The sequence below is a fragment of the Rhodococcus sp. NPDC019050 genome (genome assembly GCF_055664235.1).
The window spans coordinates 12,062-28,814 of sequence record NZ_JBVOON010000008.1 but is presented as its reverse complement, the minus strand read 5'-3'; the positions used below and the strand labels follow the sequence as shown (position 1 = coordinate 28,814).

The 16,753-nt window shown below is 67.9% G+C and carries 12 protein-coding genes and 2 pseudogenes; 7 read left to right on the top strand and 7 right to left on the bottom strand.

All coding sequences use genetic code 11. The annotated features are described in order from the left end of the window. The first annotated feature begins 28 nt into the window (after positions 1-28). Positions 29-631: a histidine phosphatase family protein gene (locus tag AC0B44_RS10830; protein WP_471902888.1), complete on the top strand. Its 603-nt coding sequence runs from the start codon at positions 29-31 to the stop codon at positions 629-631. A 35-nt stretch (positions 632-666) separates the two neighbouring features. Here AC0B44_RS10830 and AC0B44_RS10825 read toward each other — a convergent pair whose 3' ends face one another. Beyond that, positions 667-1,131 carry a hypothetical protein gene (locus tag AC0B44_RS10825; RefSeq protein WP_471902887.1) on the bottom strand — a complete coding sequence of 155 codons (465 nt, stop codon included), beginning with the start codon at positions 1,129-1,131 and terminating at the stop codon, positions 667-669. A 91-nt stretch (positions 1,132-1,222) separates the two neighbouring features. Here AC0B44_RS10825 and AC0B44_RS10820 point away from each other — a divergent pair. Together AC0B44_RS10820 and AC0B44_RS10815 are read left to right on the top strand one after the other, a co-directional pair. Continuing rightward, positions 1,223-1,438 (top strand): annotated as a pseudogene (locus AC0B44_RS10820) (HTH domain-containing protein); the annotation flags it as partial. Positions 1,439-1,750: 312 nt separating this feature from the next. Continuing rightward, entirely contained in the window at positions 1,751-2,392 is a 642-nt protein-coding gene (locus AC0B44_RS10815) for an MSMEG_1061 family FMN-dependent PPOX-type flavoprotein (protein ID WP_471903002.1), read from the top strand. A 59-nt stretch (positions 2,393-2,451) separates the two neighbouring features. Here the strand turns inward: AC0B44_RS10815 and AC0B44_RS10810 are convergent, their stop codons facing one another. From AC0B44_RS10810 to AC0B44_RS10800, 3 genes and pseudogenes are all read right to left on the bottom strand, one after another. Continuing rightward, positions 2,452-3,213, bottom strand: a complete 762-nt coding sequence (locus AC0B44_RS10810) for a YncE family protein (protein ID WP_471902886.1) — start codon at positions 3,211-3,213, stop codon at positions 2,452-2,454. Between the two features lie 51 nt (positions 3,214-3,264). Beyond that, the gene (locus AC0B44_RS10805; RefSeq protein ID WP_471902885.1) at positions 3,265-4,782 is read right to left on the bottom strand and encodes a carotenoid oxygenase family protein; all 1,518 of its coding nucleotides are present in this window, start codon (positions 4,780-4,782) and stop codon (positions 3,265-3,267) included. Between the two features lie 15 nt (positions 4,783-4,797). After that, positions 4,798-4,974 (bottom strand): annotated as a pseudogene (locus tag AC0B44_RS10800) (thiolase C-terminal domain-containing protein); the annotation flags it as partial. Between the two features lie 4 nt (positions 4,975-4,978). Here AC0B44_RS10800 and AC0B44_RS10795 point away from each other — a divergent pair. Together AC0B44_RS10795 and AC0B44_RS10790 are read left to right on the top strand one after the other, a co-directional pair. Continuing rightward, positions 4,979-5,779, top strand: a complete 801-nt coding sequence (locus AC0B44_RS10795) for a class I adenylate-forming enzyme family protein (RefSeq protein WP_471902884.1) — start codon at positions 4,979-4,981, stop codon at positions 5,777-5,779. Beyond that, positions 5,776-6,750: an NAD(P)H-dependent flavin oxidoreductase gene (locus AC0B44_RS10790; RefSeq protein WP_471902883.1), complete on the top strand. Its 975-nt coding sequence runs from the start codon at positions 5,776-5,778 to the stop codon at positions 6,748-6,750. Before AC0B44_RS10795 ends, AC0B44_RS10790 begins: the two co-directional genes overlap by 4 nt. A gap of 273 nt (positions 6,751-7,023) precedes the next feature. Here AC0B44_RS10790 and AC0B44_RS10785 read toward each other — a convergent pair whose 3' ends face one another. The 3 genes from AC0B44_RS10785 to AC0B44_RS10775 form a co-directional block, all read right to left on the bottom strand. After that, complete coding sequence (locus AC0B44_RS10785) at positions 7,024-8,475, bottom strand: glutamate synthase subunit beta (protein WP_471902882.1); 1,452 nt, start codon at positions 8,473-8,475, stop codon at positions 7,024-7,026. Next, positions 8,468-13,063, bottom strand: a complete 4,596-nt coding sequence (gene gltB, locus AC0B44_RS10780; RefSeq protein WP_471902881.1) for a glutamate synthase large subunit — start codon at positions 13,061-13,063, stop codon at positions 8,468-8,470. Before gltB ends, AC0B44_RS10785 begins: the two co-directional genes overlap by 8 nt. 301 nt (positions 13,064-13,364) lie before the next feature. Then, on the bottom strand, positions 13,365-13,934 hold the full coding sequence (locus AC0B44_RS10775) for a TetR/AcrR family transcriptional regulator (RefSeq protein ID WP_471902880.1): 570 nt from the start codon (positions 13,932-13,934) through the stop codon (positions 13,365-13,367). Positions 13,935-14,000: 66 nt separating this feature from the next. Between AC0B44_RS10775 and AC0B44_RS10770 the strand changes: the two genes are divergently transcribed. Beyond that, a complete protein-coding gene (locus AC0B44_RS10770) occupies positions 14,001-15,035 on the top strand; it encodes an FAD-dependent monooxygenase (RefSeq protein WP_471902879.1) in 1,035 nt (344 codons plus the stop codon). A gap of 57 nt (positions 15,036-15,092) precedes the next feature. Next, positions 15,093-16,739 (top strand): acetolactate synthase, encoded by a 1,647-nt coding sequence (locus tag AC0B44_RS10765; protein ID WP_471902878.1) that lies wholly within the window; start codon positions 15,093-15,095, stop codon positions 16,737-16,739. Positions 16,740-16,753 lie beyond the last annotated feature (14 nt).

The following is a 16,753-nucleotide window of genomic DNA, read 5'->3' as shown; positions in this document are numbered from 1 at the left end:
AAACGGCTGCACCTGGCATCGTGAGGCCGTGCAGCTACTCCTGATCCGCCATGCCGAGCCCGACAACGCCCGCTCGGACACGGGACTCCCGGTCGATCCGGCGCTCACCGAAGAGGGACGACGGCAAGCCGATCGCCTGCCGGACGCACTTGCTCCGTACCGGATCACGCGTCTGTTCTCGAGTCCGCAGCGTCGCGCCGCACAGACCGCCGAACCGGTCGCGGCCACGCGTCGGCTCGAGGTCGAATCGGTGGAGGACCTCGCCGAGTACGACTACGGGCTCGACCACTACGTCACCATCGAGACGGCGAAGACCGTCGCGTCCGACGCCTACGAGCGCATCCGGGCGGGTCTGTTTCCGGAATTCGTCGACGCGGAACTTTTCCGCACGCGTGTGTTGCGTGGGCTCGACCACGTCGTGGCGTCGTGCGAGCACTCCGACACCGCAGCCGTCTTCGTGCACGGTGGAGTCGTCAACGTGGTGCTCGAACACCTGCTCGGTCTTCCCCGGCCGCTGACGTTCCCCATCGAATACACCTCGGTGACCCGCATCCTGGTCTCCCGTAACGGCGCGCGTCGTGTCGCGTCCGTCAACGAGACCGGTCACGTGAGGGACACGCTCCGGGTGTGAAGGCTCCCGGTGAGAAAGGCTCCGGCCGGTCGACGCTACTGCCGGGTACCGCCCGTCTCCAGGCGCATGACCACCCGAGGTGCCCCACCGAGTTGTCCCCGGACGGCTGCCACTTCGGCGAATCCGGCCTTCTCGAACATCGACCGCAGCGCCGCGTCGTCCGTACCCGGGCCGTCCACCACCGGGTAGGTGTCGGTGTTCCGAAGTTCGGCGACCTCGGAGCGGGGCGCGACTCCCGCCCACCCGACCACTTCACCGTCGAGGTAACCGAGGATTCCCGGGGCCGGACGGTGGCCGCACATCTCGAATACCCGGTCTCGTCGCGCCTCCGCGTCGAGTCCGGTCGCCTCCGCACCGAGGCGATAGGTGAGGCACCAGCACGCCAGGGCGTCCGGGCGTCGTTTGGGACCGAGCATCTCCACGACGTCGCCGAAGCGGTGCCGGTCGGCCGGCCGGAACTCCATGCTCACGGCCTCGCCGTGCGTGGGCGCGGCGTTCACGGGACGAGTGGGATCGTTGTGACTGCCATCTCCATGGGTCTCATGGTAAACGCGTAACCCGACACGCCGGTGTCGGTGTTTACACTCCGTTATGGACAACCGTGGTGCGCGCGCCGGCGCCTCCCGCGAGGGCTATCTGGCACTGCGCCGGGTGGAACGGCAACAACAGCTCATCGAGCACCTCACGCACGCCGGCACCTCGACCGTCCGCGCTCTCGGTGAACTCCTCGGGGTGTCGACGCGGACCGTGGAACGAGACATCGAACGACTTCGCGACGCCGGGGTGCCGTTCGTTTCCCGGCCCGGCCGCACAGGGGGCATCTCCCTCACGCTGCCGCGCGCGGCGGCCCCGTCGAACTGGACGGCGCCGAGATCGCCGCGATCCTCTCCGCCCTCGTCGCCGTCGGCGCGAACTCGAGTGCCTCGGCGTCGTCGGCAACGGTCAAACTGGTCGCCGCTCTCCAACCCCGCACCGCCCTGCAACCCCACGCCGAGCGAGAGTCGAGTCTTTCCCCGGCGACCGGCATCACACCGCCGGGGCGGCGGCACTGACGAACCCCGTTCCGGGTGCGGTCACCTCGAACCCGGTTGGTACGGTCACCGCCGGAGGTGCCACCGGATGGATGCGGACAGAATCGACGAGCTCGTGCAGAACGGGCTCAGTACACAGGCCGAGCTCGAAGCGGTCCTCGGGATCCCGCATCCCGCGATCGTCGACAAGGCCCGCCCACATCTGACGCCGCTCATCCGGAACTTCCTGTCCCTCGCGCGCTTCTTCACACTCGCGACCGCCGACGCCGCGGGCAACTGCGACTGCTCACCGCGCGGTGACCTCACATCGTCGGTTCTGGTCGTCGACGATCACACGATCGTCCTGCCCGACCGGCCCGGCAACAGGCGTGCCGACTCCTACCGCAACATTCTGGAGAACCCCCACGTCGGCTTGCTGTTCTTCGTTCCCGGTGACGAAGAGGTCCTCCGGGTGAACGGCCGTGCCACGCTCTCCACCGATGCCGAACTCCTGGAGAAGTTGTCGCTGCACGGGAAACCGGCCCAGCTCGCAGTGATCGTCCGGGTCGACGAAGTCTTCCTGCACTGCGCCCGCGCACTGTTGCGGGCGAGGCTCTGGGACTCGGCAACATACCCGAGCCGCGAGGTCGTCCCGAGCATGCGCGACATGCACGCCGAACTCGTCTCCATCGAGGTCGCCGCCGACGCCGAGCCCGGAAAAGGCGAGCTCTACCGCGAATACCTGTACTGATCCCGGACTCGGTGCGAACGCATCGCGCGCCGGAGCGGGGTCAGGTGGCGGGTTCGTCGTCAACGGACGACGGTGACGCGCCCTCCGCCGATATTGGTCACGAAGACGTTGCTCGTCCCGTAGTCCACGGTGGCGCCCTCCACCGAACGATCCACCACCCTCGCTCCGGTGCCCGCCGGGGGATCGACCACAGTGATGTCGGGGCCGAAAAGGTTGGTGACGTAGACGTTTCCGGTGATCGGATCGGTGACGACCGCGCCGGGTGCCGGAGGGATCGGCGGAGGCAGAGGTCCGGGATCGCCGTCGGTGACGGTGACCGTGCCGGTACCGACGTTCGTCACGAACACACCGTCGGTGCCTGCATCGACCGATATCTCCCCCATCCCGGGTTCGGATGGCACCTTGTCCGCGGCGACGGGTTCCTGCGTGACCGACCCACGGTCGACGGCCACCGTGCCCGTCCCGAAGTTCGTCACCGCCACATTGCCGACTCCGCCGTCGACCCGCATCTCCGCGAAGGCGGTCGACACGTCGGTGCGGCCCGGTGTCCGGCCGTCGGGGTGGTGGACGCTCACCGTGCCGGGACCCACGTTGGTGATGCACGCGTTGCCGGTACCGCCCTCGACGCCGAGCAGCCGGGGTCCGTCGAACCCGAAAACCGCTGGGACGGGGTCGGCTCCGTCCACCGAGACGACTCCGCCGGCGTTCTGGATGCACACCCCACCCGGGTCGGCCGCGGCGCTCGGTGCCGCCGCGAGGCCGACACCGACGATGCACGCACCGATCCCGAGAAGCGCGGAACCCCGTCGCGACACTGTCATGGGCAGAACGTTAACCGTTCCGTCTCCGACCGGCCGGAGAACGGCGGTAACTCAGAGACCCACCGCGTCTTCGGGGCGGTCGGCGGTGTGCCACCCGGGGATCTCCGCACCCGACGCCCACGTGGAGTGCGTGCCGGAGCTGACTCGCTCCGGCAGGCGGATCCGGGCGACCGGGCCGTCGGCGAGGCGCTGCGCGTCGAACACGAGGCATTCGGACAGATCCCGGTTCATGTCGACGGTCATGGTGACGAGGTAACCGTCGTCCTCACTCGACGACCCGATCCGCGGTGCCATCACTGTCTCACTGCCGAACACCCCGTCGCCGAGTCGGTAGTGCTCTTCCGCGCCGGTCAGCGAATCGTGCTTCACGAGACCGTCGAACAGGAACCAGCCCGGCAGCCCGGTCGCCGCGTACGTGTAGCGGTGCGGCACTCCTGTGCGCGCGGAGTTGATCATGCCGAATTCCGTGATGGTGTCGGACAGACGCTCTTCCGTCACGCCCCCGGTGCGGAGGTTCAGGCGCCACCGGTGGAGATGCGTTCCCATGCGATCGAGGGCGAGGAACCTGAACATCCGCTCGTACAGCGAACCGTTTCCGGTGTCCTCGGGTTCCGGCGTTTCCTGATGGAACCCTTCCAGGACGATCTCGTCGCCCTCCTCGTAGGCGTTCGTCCAGTGCAGGACGTAGGTGGGAGCCGCGTCGAACCACATGATCTCGGCTCCCGCGCCGCGCCGGGGTAGAACGCCGAGACGCATGGGCAGATCCGGATGGAACCTCGAAACGTACTTGCCGGCGGCCAGTGCCTCCGGAACCCAGAACAGCGGGCAGTCGTTGAGGATGGCGTAGTTCTCGGTGAACGCCATGTCGTGGGGCAGACGGGCGCCGGGCAATTCGATGTCGGTGTAGTGGACGAGCTTGTCGGACGAATCGACGACGCCGTAATGCATGTACGGTGCGTCCGTCCCGTAGTTGAAGAAGAGCATCTCACCGGTGCGGTGATCGACCTTGGGATGCGCCGACACTCCGAGGCTCGACGGAAAGTCGCCGCCCCACTCGGCTTTTCCGAGGGTCTCGAGCGACATCGGGTCGACCCGGTACAGGTCTCCGCACTGCCAGAAACTCGTGAGGGCAACCCCGTTGTGCAAGGTGACGTCGGTGCTCGAGCCGTCCTTCATCCTCCTGCGCGCACCCCAGCCGTCCGTGCGCTCCGACTTCGCCGGATTCTCGGCGATGCCCGCCCACAGGGCGCGACCGGCTTCCTGCTCGGCGACGAACCCGTCGGTCTTGACGAAGCGGTTGCGGTAGAACGCTTTCCCGTCCCGGAACCCGACGACGTGCACCATGCCGTCACCGTCGAACGGGTGGTAGCGGCCCTGCTGCGCCGGGTGTACAGGGTTCTCGGTGTTCCGGATGTAGACGCCGTCGAGGTCGGTGGGCAGGTCCCCGATGATCTCGAGGTCGTCGGCACGGTGCTCGGTGGTCTGGGGCCGCCACGGACCGGTGCGGTACGGGTGGTCGTCGTCGGTGGGCAGCGTCGACAACGCGCGGCCGAGAATTTCGAGGTCCATCGATGCTCCTTCGGCTCAGCCGATGATGAGGGAAACGGAGGTGGTGGTGCTTCCACCGAAGTTGAACGTGGCGGCCCGCCGGGCGCCCTCGACCTGATAGGCGCCGGCAGTGCCGGTGACCTGGCGATGGCAATCCAGCGCCATGCGTACGCCCGTGGCTCCTACCGGATGTCCTCCGCCGAGAAGTCCGCCGACGATGCTGCTCCAGAACGACGTCCTGCGTGAGAAGTTCGATCTGTCGTCGCTCGAGCGCGTCGGGGCGGGAGGCGCGCCGCTTCCGCCGTCGGTCGTGGCCGCGTGGCAGAACGACCACGGAGTCGAAGTGATCAACTTCTTCGGTTCCAACGAGGGTGTGTGTCTTCTCGGCGCGCCGGGCGACATGCCGGACCCGACGATCCGGGCACAGCACCTCCCGAACTACGCCGCACCCGACCAGTCGTGGGTGGTGCGCCTGAGCCGCAGCACCTCGGTGCGCTTGATCGATCCCATTACCGGTGCACTGGTCGACACCGTCGGCGGTCGCGGGGAACTCCGGCTCAAGGGCCCCACCGTCTTCGGTGGTTATCTCGAAGGCACCACCACGTCGTCGCCTTTCGACGAGGACGGATACCTCTGCAGTGGAGACGTTTTCGAGTTGTGCGGTGAACACGGCGAGTACCTGCGTTTCGTCGACCGGATCAAGGAGATCATCATCCGCGGCGGCATGAACATCGCCCCGGCAGAGATCGAAGGGCTTCTGCAGGACCATCCGGCGGTCGCCGAAGTGGCGATCGTCGGTATCCCCGACGAGGTCCTCGGCGAAAAGTGCTGCGCCGTCGTGGTTCCGAGCGCCGACGCAACACCCACACTCGACGACCTGACGGCGCATCTTCGCGCCCGGGACATCGCGTCGTTCAAACTGCCCGAACGCATCGAAATCGTCGACACCCTGCCGCGCAATGCGGTCGGCAAACTGTTGCGGCGCCACATCCGCACCGAAATTCTGGAGTCACTGTGAGCACAACCGCAACAGCCGAGGCGACGGCTGCGCATCCCCTTCCCGCACGGCTTCGCGTTCCTGTGGTCGCGGCCCCGATGTTCCTGGTGTCCGGACCGGAACTGGTCGTGGCGGCGAGCGCGGCGGGCATCGTCGGTTCGTTCCCGACGCCCAACTGCCGCACCTCCGCCGACCTCGACCGATGGATGGGGACGATCACCGACGGTGTCGCGGCCGCAGGTCCCGACACCGCACCCTGGGCGGTGAATCTGGTGACGCACCGGTCCAATCAGCGTCTCGAGGAGGATCTGCGCCTCGTCGCGGAACACCGTCCTCCCGTGGTCATCACGGCTCTCGGGTCCCCGGAGCCGGTGATGGAGACGGTCAAGGGTTACGGCGGAATCGTGCTCGCGGACGTGGTCTCGATCCGGCTCGCCCGTAAGGCGGCCGGGTTCGGTGTCGACGGACTCGCCTGCATCTCCGCCGGCGCCGGTGGGCACACCGGTCACCTGTCTCCGTTCGCCTTCGTCTCCGCGGTCCGTCAGTTCTTCGACGGTCTCCTCGTGGTCGGTGGCGGCATCGCCGACGGGTGGGGGGTGGCGGGAGCGGTCGCGGCCGGTGCCGACCTCGTCTACATGGGCACCCGGTTCCTCGCGGCGACGGAGAGCATGGCGTCCCCTGACTACAAGCGGATGGTCGTCGAGCACGGGCCGGACGACCTGATCGTCAGTTCGGGAGTCACCGGGACCGACGCGTCGTGGTTGCGTCCCAGCCTGGTCGCGAACGGACTCGATCCCGATGCCCTCACCGCGCCGGCGACACGCAACTACAACGCGGGTGGCGACGTGCAGGGCCGTTGGAAGGACATCTGGGCCGCAGGTCAGGGGCTGGGTCTCATCGACGAGGTGACGCCGGTGCAGACGATCGTCGACGACCTCGCGGGCGAATACGCAGCCGCTTCGGGCCGTTTCGCAGGTCTGCAGGTTCGGTAGAACCCCGGAATCGACCAAGCGGGGCCCCCCCCCCGTCGGGGGGGGGGCCCCGGGGGTTTGGGGGTAGGGCGCGGTGGGGGCGCGGGGGGGTGGGGGTGGGGGCAGCTACCGCCGGGGGGCCCCCGCGGGCACCCGCCCCCCCCCCCCCCGGCGGGCCCACCCCCCCCGGGGGGGGGGGGTTTGCGGCGGTGGTGGGGCCCCCCCCCCCCCCCCCACCCCCCCCACCCCCCCCCCCCCGGGGGGGGGGGGCCCCCCCGCTCGTTTCGGCTTACGTCAGCGTTGCGGCATCGTGGTCGTGGTGATCGGCGAAGGAAGCGCCGTTGCTCCCTCGAGGAACCGGTCCACCGCCGCCGCGCACGCGCGGCCCTCCGCGATGGCCCACACGATCAGCGACTGACCGCGTCCCATATCACCGGCGACGAAGACGCCGTCGACGTTGGTGGACCATTCCTCCGAGCGGGCCACGTTGCCACGCTCGTTGAGGTCCACGCCGAGATCCGTGAGCAGACCCGGCTTCTCGGGTCCGACGAAGCCCATCGCGAGGAGGACGAGATCGGCTTCGAGTTCGAAGTCGCTTCCCTCGACCTTCTCGAAACGGCCGTTCACCATGCGCACCTCGTGCGCCTTGAGAGCGGTGACCTTGCCGTCCTTACCGACGAATTCTTCGGTGTTGACCGAGAACACGCGGTCGCCGCCCTCTTCGTGCGCCGACGACACGCGGTACATCAAGGGATACGTCGGCCACGGCGTCGACTCGGCGCGCTGCTCCGGCGGACGCGGCATGATCTCGAACTGGTGGACGCTCGCCGCACCCTGACGATGCGAGGTACCGAGGCAGTCGGCACCGGTGTCGCCGCCGCCGATGATGACGACCTTCTTGCCTTCCGCCGTGATGGTCGGCGCGGGAAGGTCACCGAACTGCACGCGGTTGGCGATCGGCAGGAACTCCATCGCCTGATGGATCCCGTCGAGTTCCCGCCCGGGGATGGGCAGGTCGCGGGCCAGCGTCGCACCGCCGGCGAGGACCACGGCATCGAACTGCTCGCGCAGTTGGTCTGCAGTGATGTCGACACCGACGTTCACGCCCGTCTTGAAGACGGTGCCCTCGGCCTCCATCTGCGCAAGACGGCGGTCGATGAAGCGCTTCTCCATCTTGAACTCGGGAATGCCGTAGCGGAGCAGGCCACCGATGCGGTCGGCCCGCTCGAAGACCGTCACGGTGTGACCGGCTCGCGTGAGCTGCTGCGCTGCAGCAAGTCCCGCCGGACCCGAGCCGACGACGGCCACCTTACGGCCGGTGAGCTTCGACGGCGGAACCGGCCTGACGCGGTTGTCCTCGAAGGCCTTCTCGATCAGCTCGACCTCGACCTGCTTGATCGTCACCGGATCCTGGTTGATACCCAGGACGCACGACGCCTCGCAGGGGGCCGGGCACAGCCGCCCCGTGAACTCGGGGAAGTTGTTGGTGGCGTGGAGACGTTCGATGCCGTCCTCCCACTTGCCCTTGTACGCCAGGTCGTTCCACTCGGGAATCAGGTTCCCGAGCGGGCAACCGTTGTGGCAGAAGGGAATACCGCAGTCCATGCAGCGGCTCGCCTGGGTCTTCAGGGTCTCGAGCGGGAACGGCTCGTAGACCTCTTTCCAGTCGAGCAGCCGGAGTGGGACGGGGCGGCGGACCGGCGTCTCGCGCGACCCGTGCTTGAGGAAGCCGCTCGGATCACCCACGTGCTGCCTCCATGATCGCCTCGTCCACGTTCGCACCACGAATGGTGGCGTCCTTGATTGCCATGAGTACCTTCTTGTAATCGCGAGGCATGACCTTCGCGAAGTGGCTGACCTGTTGTGACCAGTCGGCCAGGATGCGGGCTGCGACCTCGGAGCCCGTTTCGTCACGATGCCGTTCGACTGCGCCCTTGAGCCAGACGAAGTCCTCGCCCTCGAGATCCTCGAGGTCGACCAGTTCGGTGTTGAGGTTGTCCTCGAAGTCCTTGTCCGGGTTGTACACGAACGCGACGCCACCGGACATACCCGCACCGAAGTTGCGGCCGGTCTTGCCGAGGATGACGACCTTGCCACCCGTCATGTACTCGCAGCCGTGGTCGCCGACGCCTTCGACGACGGCCGTGGCTCCGGAGTTGCGGACTGCGAACCGCTCACCGGCGACACCGCGGATGAGAACCTCACCGCCGGTGGCACCGAACAGGATCACGTTGCCGGCGATGATGTTGTCCTCCGGCACGAATCCCGGTGCGGCGTCGAGCGGGGGACGCACGACGATGTGCCCACCCGACAAGCCCTTGCCGACGAAGTCGTTCGCGTCACCGTACAGACGAAGCGTGATGCCCCGAGGTACGAAGGCGCCGAAGCTGTTACCCGCCGAACCCGTCAACGTGATGTCGATCGTGTCGTCGGGCAGGCCGTCCTTGCCGTACTTCTTGGTGACCTCGTGGCCGAGCATCGTGCCGACGGTGCGGTTGACGTTCGTGATCGCCGTGTCGATCTTGACCGAGGCGCCGGTCTCGAGAGCCGACTGCGCCTGTGCGATCAGGTCGTTGTCGAGCGCCTTGTCGAGAGCGTGGTCCTGTTGCTTGGTGCAGTGCATGTCCTGCTCGCCGAAGATCGGCGAGGTGATCTTCTGCAGCAGCGGCGACAGATCCAGCTTCGACGCCCGGTAGTGCTCCACGGCCTTGCGGGTGTCGAGGCAGTCGACCTGTCCGATCGCCTCGTCGAGGCTGCGGAAACCGAGTTCGGCGAGGTACTCGCGGACCTCCTCGGCGATGTAGAGCATGAAGTTCTCCACGAACTCCGGCTTGCCGGTGAAGCGCTTGCGCAGCACCGGATTCTGCGTCGCGACGCCCACCGGGCAGGTGTCGAGATGGCAGACGCGCATCATCACGCAACCCGAGACGACGAGCGGCGCGGTGGCGAAACCGAACTCCTCGCCGCCGAGCAGCGCAGCGACGACGACGTCGCGGCCCGTCTTCATCTGACCGTCGACCTGCACGACGATGCGGTCACGCAGACCGTTGAGCATCAGGGTCTGCTGGGTCTCGGCCAGGCCGATCTCCCAGGGTGCGCCCGCGTGCTTGAGCGAGGTGAGCGGGGACGCGCCCGTGCCACCGTCGTGACCCGAGATGAGCACCACGTCGGCGTGCGCCTTCGACACACCTGCCGCAACGGTGCCGACGCCCAGTTCCGAAACCAGCTTCACGTGGATGCGGGCAGCGGGATTGGCGTTCTTCAGGTCGTGGATCAGCTGCGCGAGATCCTCGATGGAGTAGATGTCGTGGTGCGGCGGCGGCGAGATCAGGCCGACGCCGGGCGTGGAACCACGCACCTCGGCGACCCACGGGTACACCTTGTGCGGCGGAAGCTGGCCGCCCTCGCCGGGCTTGGCACCCTGCGCCATCTTGATCTGGATGTCGGTGCAGTTCGTCAGGTAGTGCGACGACACACCGAACCGGCCGGACGCGACCTGCTTGATCGCGGAGCGACGCCAGTCACCGTTCTCGTCCGGCGTGAAGCGGTCGGGATGTTCGCCGCCCTCACCGGAGTTCGACCGGCCGCCGAGACGGTTCATCGCGATGGCCAGGGTCTCGTGGGCCTCCGACGAGATGGAGCCGTAGCTCATCGCGCCCGTGGAGAACCGCTTGACGATCTCGCTCGCCGGTTCGACCTCGTCGATCGGCACGGCGGGCCGCAGACCGGTCTTGAACTCGAACAGGCCGCGCAGGGACGCGAGCTGCTTCGACTGATCGTCGACGAGCTGCGTGTACTCCTTGAAGACCTTGTACTGGCCGGTGCGGGTCGCGTGCTGGAGCTTGAACACCGTGTCCGGGTTGAACAAGTGGTACTCACCCTCACGGCGCCACTGGTATTCGCCGCCCACCTCGAGTTCGCGGTGCGCGTGCTCGGACGGACGGTCGAGGAACGCCGAGCTGTGACGGGCCGCCACGTCGCGGGCGATCTCGTCGAGCCCGACCCCGCCGAGCTGCGACTGCAGGCCGGTGAAGTACTCGTCGAGGAGGTCCTGCGACAGGCCGATGACCTGGAACAGCTGGGCGCCGGTGTAGGAGGCGAGGGTGGAGATGCCCATCTTGGACATCACCTTGAGAACGCCCTTCGACGCGGCCTTGATGTAGTTGGCGATGGCCTTCTCGAGGGTGATGCCCTCGGGCAGGTCGCCGTTCTGCAACAGCTCGTCGATGCTCTCGAACGCCATGTACGGGTTGACCACAGCAGCACCGAATCCACAGAGCGCGGCGATGTGGTGCACCTCGCGGGCGTCTCCGGCCTCGACCAGCAGCCCGACCTGAGTGCGCGTCTTCTCCCGCACGAGGTGGTGGTGCACCGCGGAGGTGAGCAGCAGCGACGGGATCGGGGCGAGCTTCTCGTCGGACTCCCGGTCCGACAACACGATCAGGCGTGCGCCCTTCTCGATGGCCTGCGACACCTGCGCGCGGATGCTCTCGAGCGCGCGCTCGAGGCCCGCACCGCCTTCCGCGACCGGGTACAGGCCGCGGATGATGACGCTGTTGAAGCCGGGGAACTGCTTCTCGTCGTTGACGTGGATGAGCTTCTGCAGATCGTCGTTGTCGATCACGGGCGCAGAGAGCAGGATCCGCCGGCACGAAGCCGCCGTCGGGTCGAGGAGGTCGCCCTCGGGGCCGAGCATCCCGCCCATGCTGGTGACGATCTCTTCACGGATCGCGTCCAGCGGCGGGTTCGTCACCTGGGCGAACAACTGCGAGAAGAAGTCGAACAGCATGCGCGGGCGCGACGACAGCACGGCGATCGGGGTGTCGGTGCCCATGGAGCCGAGCGCCTCACCACCGGTGGCGGCCATCGGCTTGATGAGGAGGTCGACCTCTTCGTTGGTGTAGCCGAACACCTGCTGGCGCAGCACGACACGCTCGTGCGACATGTAGGTGTACTTCGACTGCGGCAGATCCTCGAGCCGGGTGACGCCGTTCTCGACCCACTCCTGGTAGGGCAGTTCGGCGGCGAGTTCGCGCTTGATCTCCTCGTCTTCGACGATGCGGCCCTGGGCCGTGTCGACGAGGAACATCCGGCCCGGCTGCAGGCGCCGCTTGCTCACAATCTTCTCGGCGGGGATGTCGAGCACACCCACCTCGGAGGCCATGACGACGAGACCGTCGTCGGTGACCCATGCGCGCGACGGACGCAGACCGTTGCGGTCGAGCACCGCGCCGATGACGACGCCGTCGGTGAAGCACACGGACGCGGGGCCGTCCCACGGTTCCATGAGCGCCGAGTGGTACTCGTAGAACGCGCGGCGGGCCGGGTCCATGGCGGCGTGCCGCTCCCAGGCCTCCGGGATCATCATGAGCACCGCATGCGGCAGGCTGCGGCCACCGAGGTGCAGGAGTTCGAGCACCTCGTCGAAGCGTGCGGTGTCCGACGCGCCCGGTGTGCAGACGGGGAAGATCTTCTCGAGCTTGTCGCGGCCACCGAAGATGTCGCTGTCGATCAGTGCCTCACGCGCCCGCATCCAGTTGGCGTTGCCGGTGACGGTGTTGATCTCACCGTTGTGGGCGACGCGACGGAAGGGATGGGCGAGGGGCCACGACGGGAAGGTGTTGGTAGAGAAGCGCGAGTGGACCAGGCCGAGAGCCGATTCGACGCGCTCGTCCTGGAGGTCGACGTAGAAGCCCTTGAGCTGCGGCGTCGTGAGCATGCCCTTGTAGACGAAGGTCGACGCCGACAGGCTCGGGAAGTAGACGGTCTCGCGACCGGGTCCGTCTTCACCGGGGCCTTCGTGGCCGAGTTCGTGCTCTGTGCGCTTGCGCACCACGTAGGCGCGACGCTCGAGTTCGATGCCGGTCAGCGCACGAGCGCCGGACGCGACGAAGATCTGCCGGAACGTGGGCATGGCGTCGATCGCCATCGAGCCGAGTTCCGACTCGTCCACGGGCACTTCGCGCCAGCCGAGGACTTCGAGTCCCTCTTCTTCGACGATGCGGTCGACCTGGGCGGCTGCCTCGTCTGCGGCTTCCTTGCCCTTGGGCAGGAAGGCGATACCGGTCGCGTAGGCGCCTTCGGCGGGCAGGTCGAAGTCCACGACCGCGCGGAAGTAGGCGTCGGGGATCTGGATGAGGATGCCGGCGCCGTCACCGGTGTTCTGCTCGGCTCCCGCGGCACCGCGATGCTCGAGATTGACGAGCGCGGTGATCGCCTTTTCGACGATGTCCCGGCTTCGGCGGCCGTGCATGTCGACGACGAACGCGACGCCACAGGAGTCGTGCTCGTTCGAGGGGTGGTAGAGCCCTTGAGGCCCGGGGAGAAGAGTCATACCTAGCCTTCGTTGCGTGCGATAGCACCGACGACCAGCAGCGCTGATGGCCATCTACTGCCGTAGACGGGTATCGGCCGGGTGTCCGATACCTTCGACATCGCCAGTATCCGCTCATCCGCGACGGTGCGGGTGCCTTTTTTTGGCAACACGAGCCGGGTCTGACGACCGGTGGGACATCGTGGGCCCACCGTTCTGCGAGAAACGATATGCCAGGTCACCGGGGGTAATGCAACATAGGCTGCCCTACTTTCCCCCTGACCTGCGTAAATAACCCGGTGACACGGCTGTTATGTCCCGTTCACATTGCCGAGGATCGCGGCAGAACGGCGTCGAGGACCCGGCTGATACCGACCTGCGGGTCTGTCCCGTCCTCCTCGGAGGTGAGCCGGTGGAGGATGACCCCGTCGAGATAGTCCACAACGATCTGCGCGGCCGCGGCGGGGTCGTCGGCACCGAGTGCTGCGAGGATCTCCGCGCCCCAGGCGCGCAGTTCGCCGCGTCGCGCTCCGACCGACGCGCGCAATGCGGGGACCGTCGTGGATTCGACGAAGAGTGCAAGCCGGGCGCGGGTTCTCGGCGCTTCCGGCCCGGTCGAATAGAGGACATAGTCCCGCAGCAGCGCTTCGAGGTCCTGGCGCTGCGGTACCTGGCCGCCCGTCGTGAGTGCGGCCAGGTCCTGCCGGTCGCTCTCGAGCAGGTGGTCGAGCACGCCCTCGACGAGGGCTCCCCTGGTCCGGAAGTAGTTGGACGTGGACCCCGCAGGCACGCCGGCCCGAGCGTCGACCCGGCGATGGGTCAGGGCGCGTACGCCTTCCGTCCCGAGGACGTCGATCGCGGCATCGAGTACCGCCGCACGCTTGTCGGTCACGGCACCAGCATAAGTAGTTACTACGGATGTAGTGACATGGCACTACATCCGTAGTAGTTTTCGGGTATGTCCACGAACCGGTATGCAGCGAAGGCGGCGATCCTCGGCGGCGGCATCGGCGGCCTCACCGCAGCGAACGCGCTCGTCCGCCTCGGCTGGCACGTCGACGTGTTCGAGCGCGCCGACGCCCTGCCGCACACCGGAACCGCGCTGGGACTGTGGCCCGCGGCCCTCACCGCCCTCCGGGCCGCCGGTCTCGGAGGCGAGGCCGAGAAACTCGGCGTGGTGCAGGACTCGGCGGCCGTCCTCCGGTGGGACGGCACGCCAATCGCCCGCCTCGACAAGCCCCGGCAACCCCCGGTACTCCTGTCCCGTCCACCGCTGCTGAGCCTGCTGGCCGGCGGGTTACCCGACGGCACAGTGCAATTCGGCCGGGCCGCACCTCCGGTGCGGGATCTGTCGGGCTACGACGTCGTGATCGGAGCCGACGGCATCGGCAGCGCAACACGCGACGCGGTGTTCGGTCCCCGGTTCCGCCCCGTCTACACCGGCTTCACCGCATGGCGGGGATGGGTCGACGGTTCCACGGACTCACTGAGCGAAAGCTGGGGGCCGAAGGCCCTGTTCGGGATCACCCCCCGCGACGGGGAACTCACCAACTGGTTCGCGGCCGTGCGGGCACCGGCCGACTCGACCGGCGGTGTCGCGGAACTACGCGAGCGGTTCCACCACTGGCATCCGGCGGTCGTCGGCGTGCTGGACCGGATCGATCCCGCGGAAGTGCTGCATCACGACCTGTATCAGTCTCCGCCGGTGCCGTCGTACGTCCGCGGAAACGTGGCCCTCATCGGGGACGCCGCGCATGCCATGGCTCCCAACCTCGGCCGCGGTGCCTGCGAGGCGATCGTGGATGCGTCCGCGCTCGCGGGCCTGCTCGGTGTGTATCCCGTCACCGAAGCACTGCGGCGCTACGACCGTGCGCGACGACATCGCACGCAGCTACTCGTGCGGGCGTCCCGGATGCTCGCCGGCGTTGCGACCGCGACACGCTTCACCTCCGTCCGCAACGTCCTGGTCGGCACCGCCTCGAAACTCGCGTGAGGCCCGTTCCCCCGAACCGAACCCGCGGGCCGTCGGGGCGTCGTAGCGTTCGGGCGCATGAACCCCGAGTTGGAAGGGCACGGCGGTGACCATGCCGCAGCCGTAGCCCGCGCCCACGGCGTCGAGACGATGTTCACCCTCTCCGGCGCCCACGTCTTCCCGCTGTACGACGCTGTGGTGAAGGGCGAGTCGCGGATGCGCCTCGTCGACGTCCGGCACGAACAGACGGCCGTGTTCGCGGCCGAGGCGACGGGCAAACTCGACCGGCATCCGGGGCTGGCGGTCCTCACGGCCGGACCTGGCGTCACCAACGGGATCAGCGCGGTCACGCAGGCGCACTTCGCGGGGTCGCCGCTGGTCGTGCTCGGGGGCCGCGCACCCAACGCGCGCTGGGGTACGGGCAGCCTCCAGGAACTGGACCAGCCCCCGCTGATGCGGACCGTCACCAAGATGTCGGAGACGGCTCGTTCCGTGGAGCAGATCGCCCCGACCGTCGACGCGGCCTTCACCGCAGCCGAATCCTCCCATCGCGGACCGGCTTTCGTCGACGTCCCGATGGACGAGCTGTACGGCCGCGCCAGTGCGCCGCGGCCCGAGCCGCCGGTGCGGGTCCGGCTCGAGCCCGATGCGGAGACGCTCGCCGAGATCGCGCGACTGCTGACCGCGGCGGAGAGGCCACTGCTCGTCCTGGGCACCGATGTGTGGGCGGACGGCGCGGAGAACGCTGCGCTGTGGTTCGTCGAGGAACTCGGTGTTCCGGTGATCGCCAACGGGATGGGCCGCGGCATCGTTCCGGGCGGTCATCGACTGCTCGTCACCAAAGCACGTAGTACGGCGGTCGGCACGTGCGATCTGGCGGTGGTCGTGGGTACGCCGCTCGATTTCCGGCTCGGGTACGGACGGTTCGGTGGCCGCGACGGCGCGCCGCCCGCTCAGGTGGTCCACATTGCGGATTCGCCCGGCCAGGTGGCGGCACATACCGAACTCGCGGCGTCCGCGTCCGGAGACCTCACGGCGTGCTTCGACGGGATTCTCTCGGCGCTGACCGCCCGTCCCGATGTGCGCGCGTGGGCGGAGCGACTGCGAGATCTCGCGCTCGAGGCCGCGGCGCGGGACTCGGCACTGCTCGCCGCCGACTCCGATCCCATCCACCCGGCCCGCATCTACGGCGAACTTCTGCCGCGACTGGCCGACGACGCCGTGGTCATCGGCGACGGCGGTGATTTCGTGTCGTTCGCGGGGAAGTTCGTGGAGCCGCGGAAACCGGGTCTCTGGCTCGATCCCGGGCCGTACGGATGCCTCGGCGCCGGACTGGGTGCGGCCATTGCGGCGCGGATCGCACGGCCCGCGAGTCAGGTCGTGCTGTTGCTCGGCGACGGCGCGGCCGGCATGTCGCTGATGGATGTGGACACACTCGTGCGGCACCGTCTGCCGGTGGTGATCGTGATCGGAAACAACTCGGCCTGGGGCCTCGAGAAAGGTCCGATGCAGATGCTCTACGGATACGACGTCGCTGCAGACCTCACCCCCGGCACCCGTTACGACCGAGTAGCGGTCGCATTGGGCGCCGGGGGTGAGTCGGTCGACGACCCCCGCGCGATCGGACCTGCCTTGGACAGGGCCTTCGCATCGGGGATTGCCTATGTGGTGAACGTGCTCACCGACAAAGAGGCGACCTACCCTCGCACGACTACGGGAATCTGAAACGCCCGTAAACA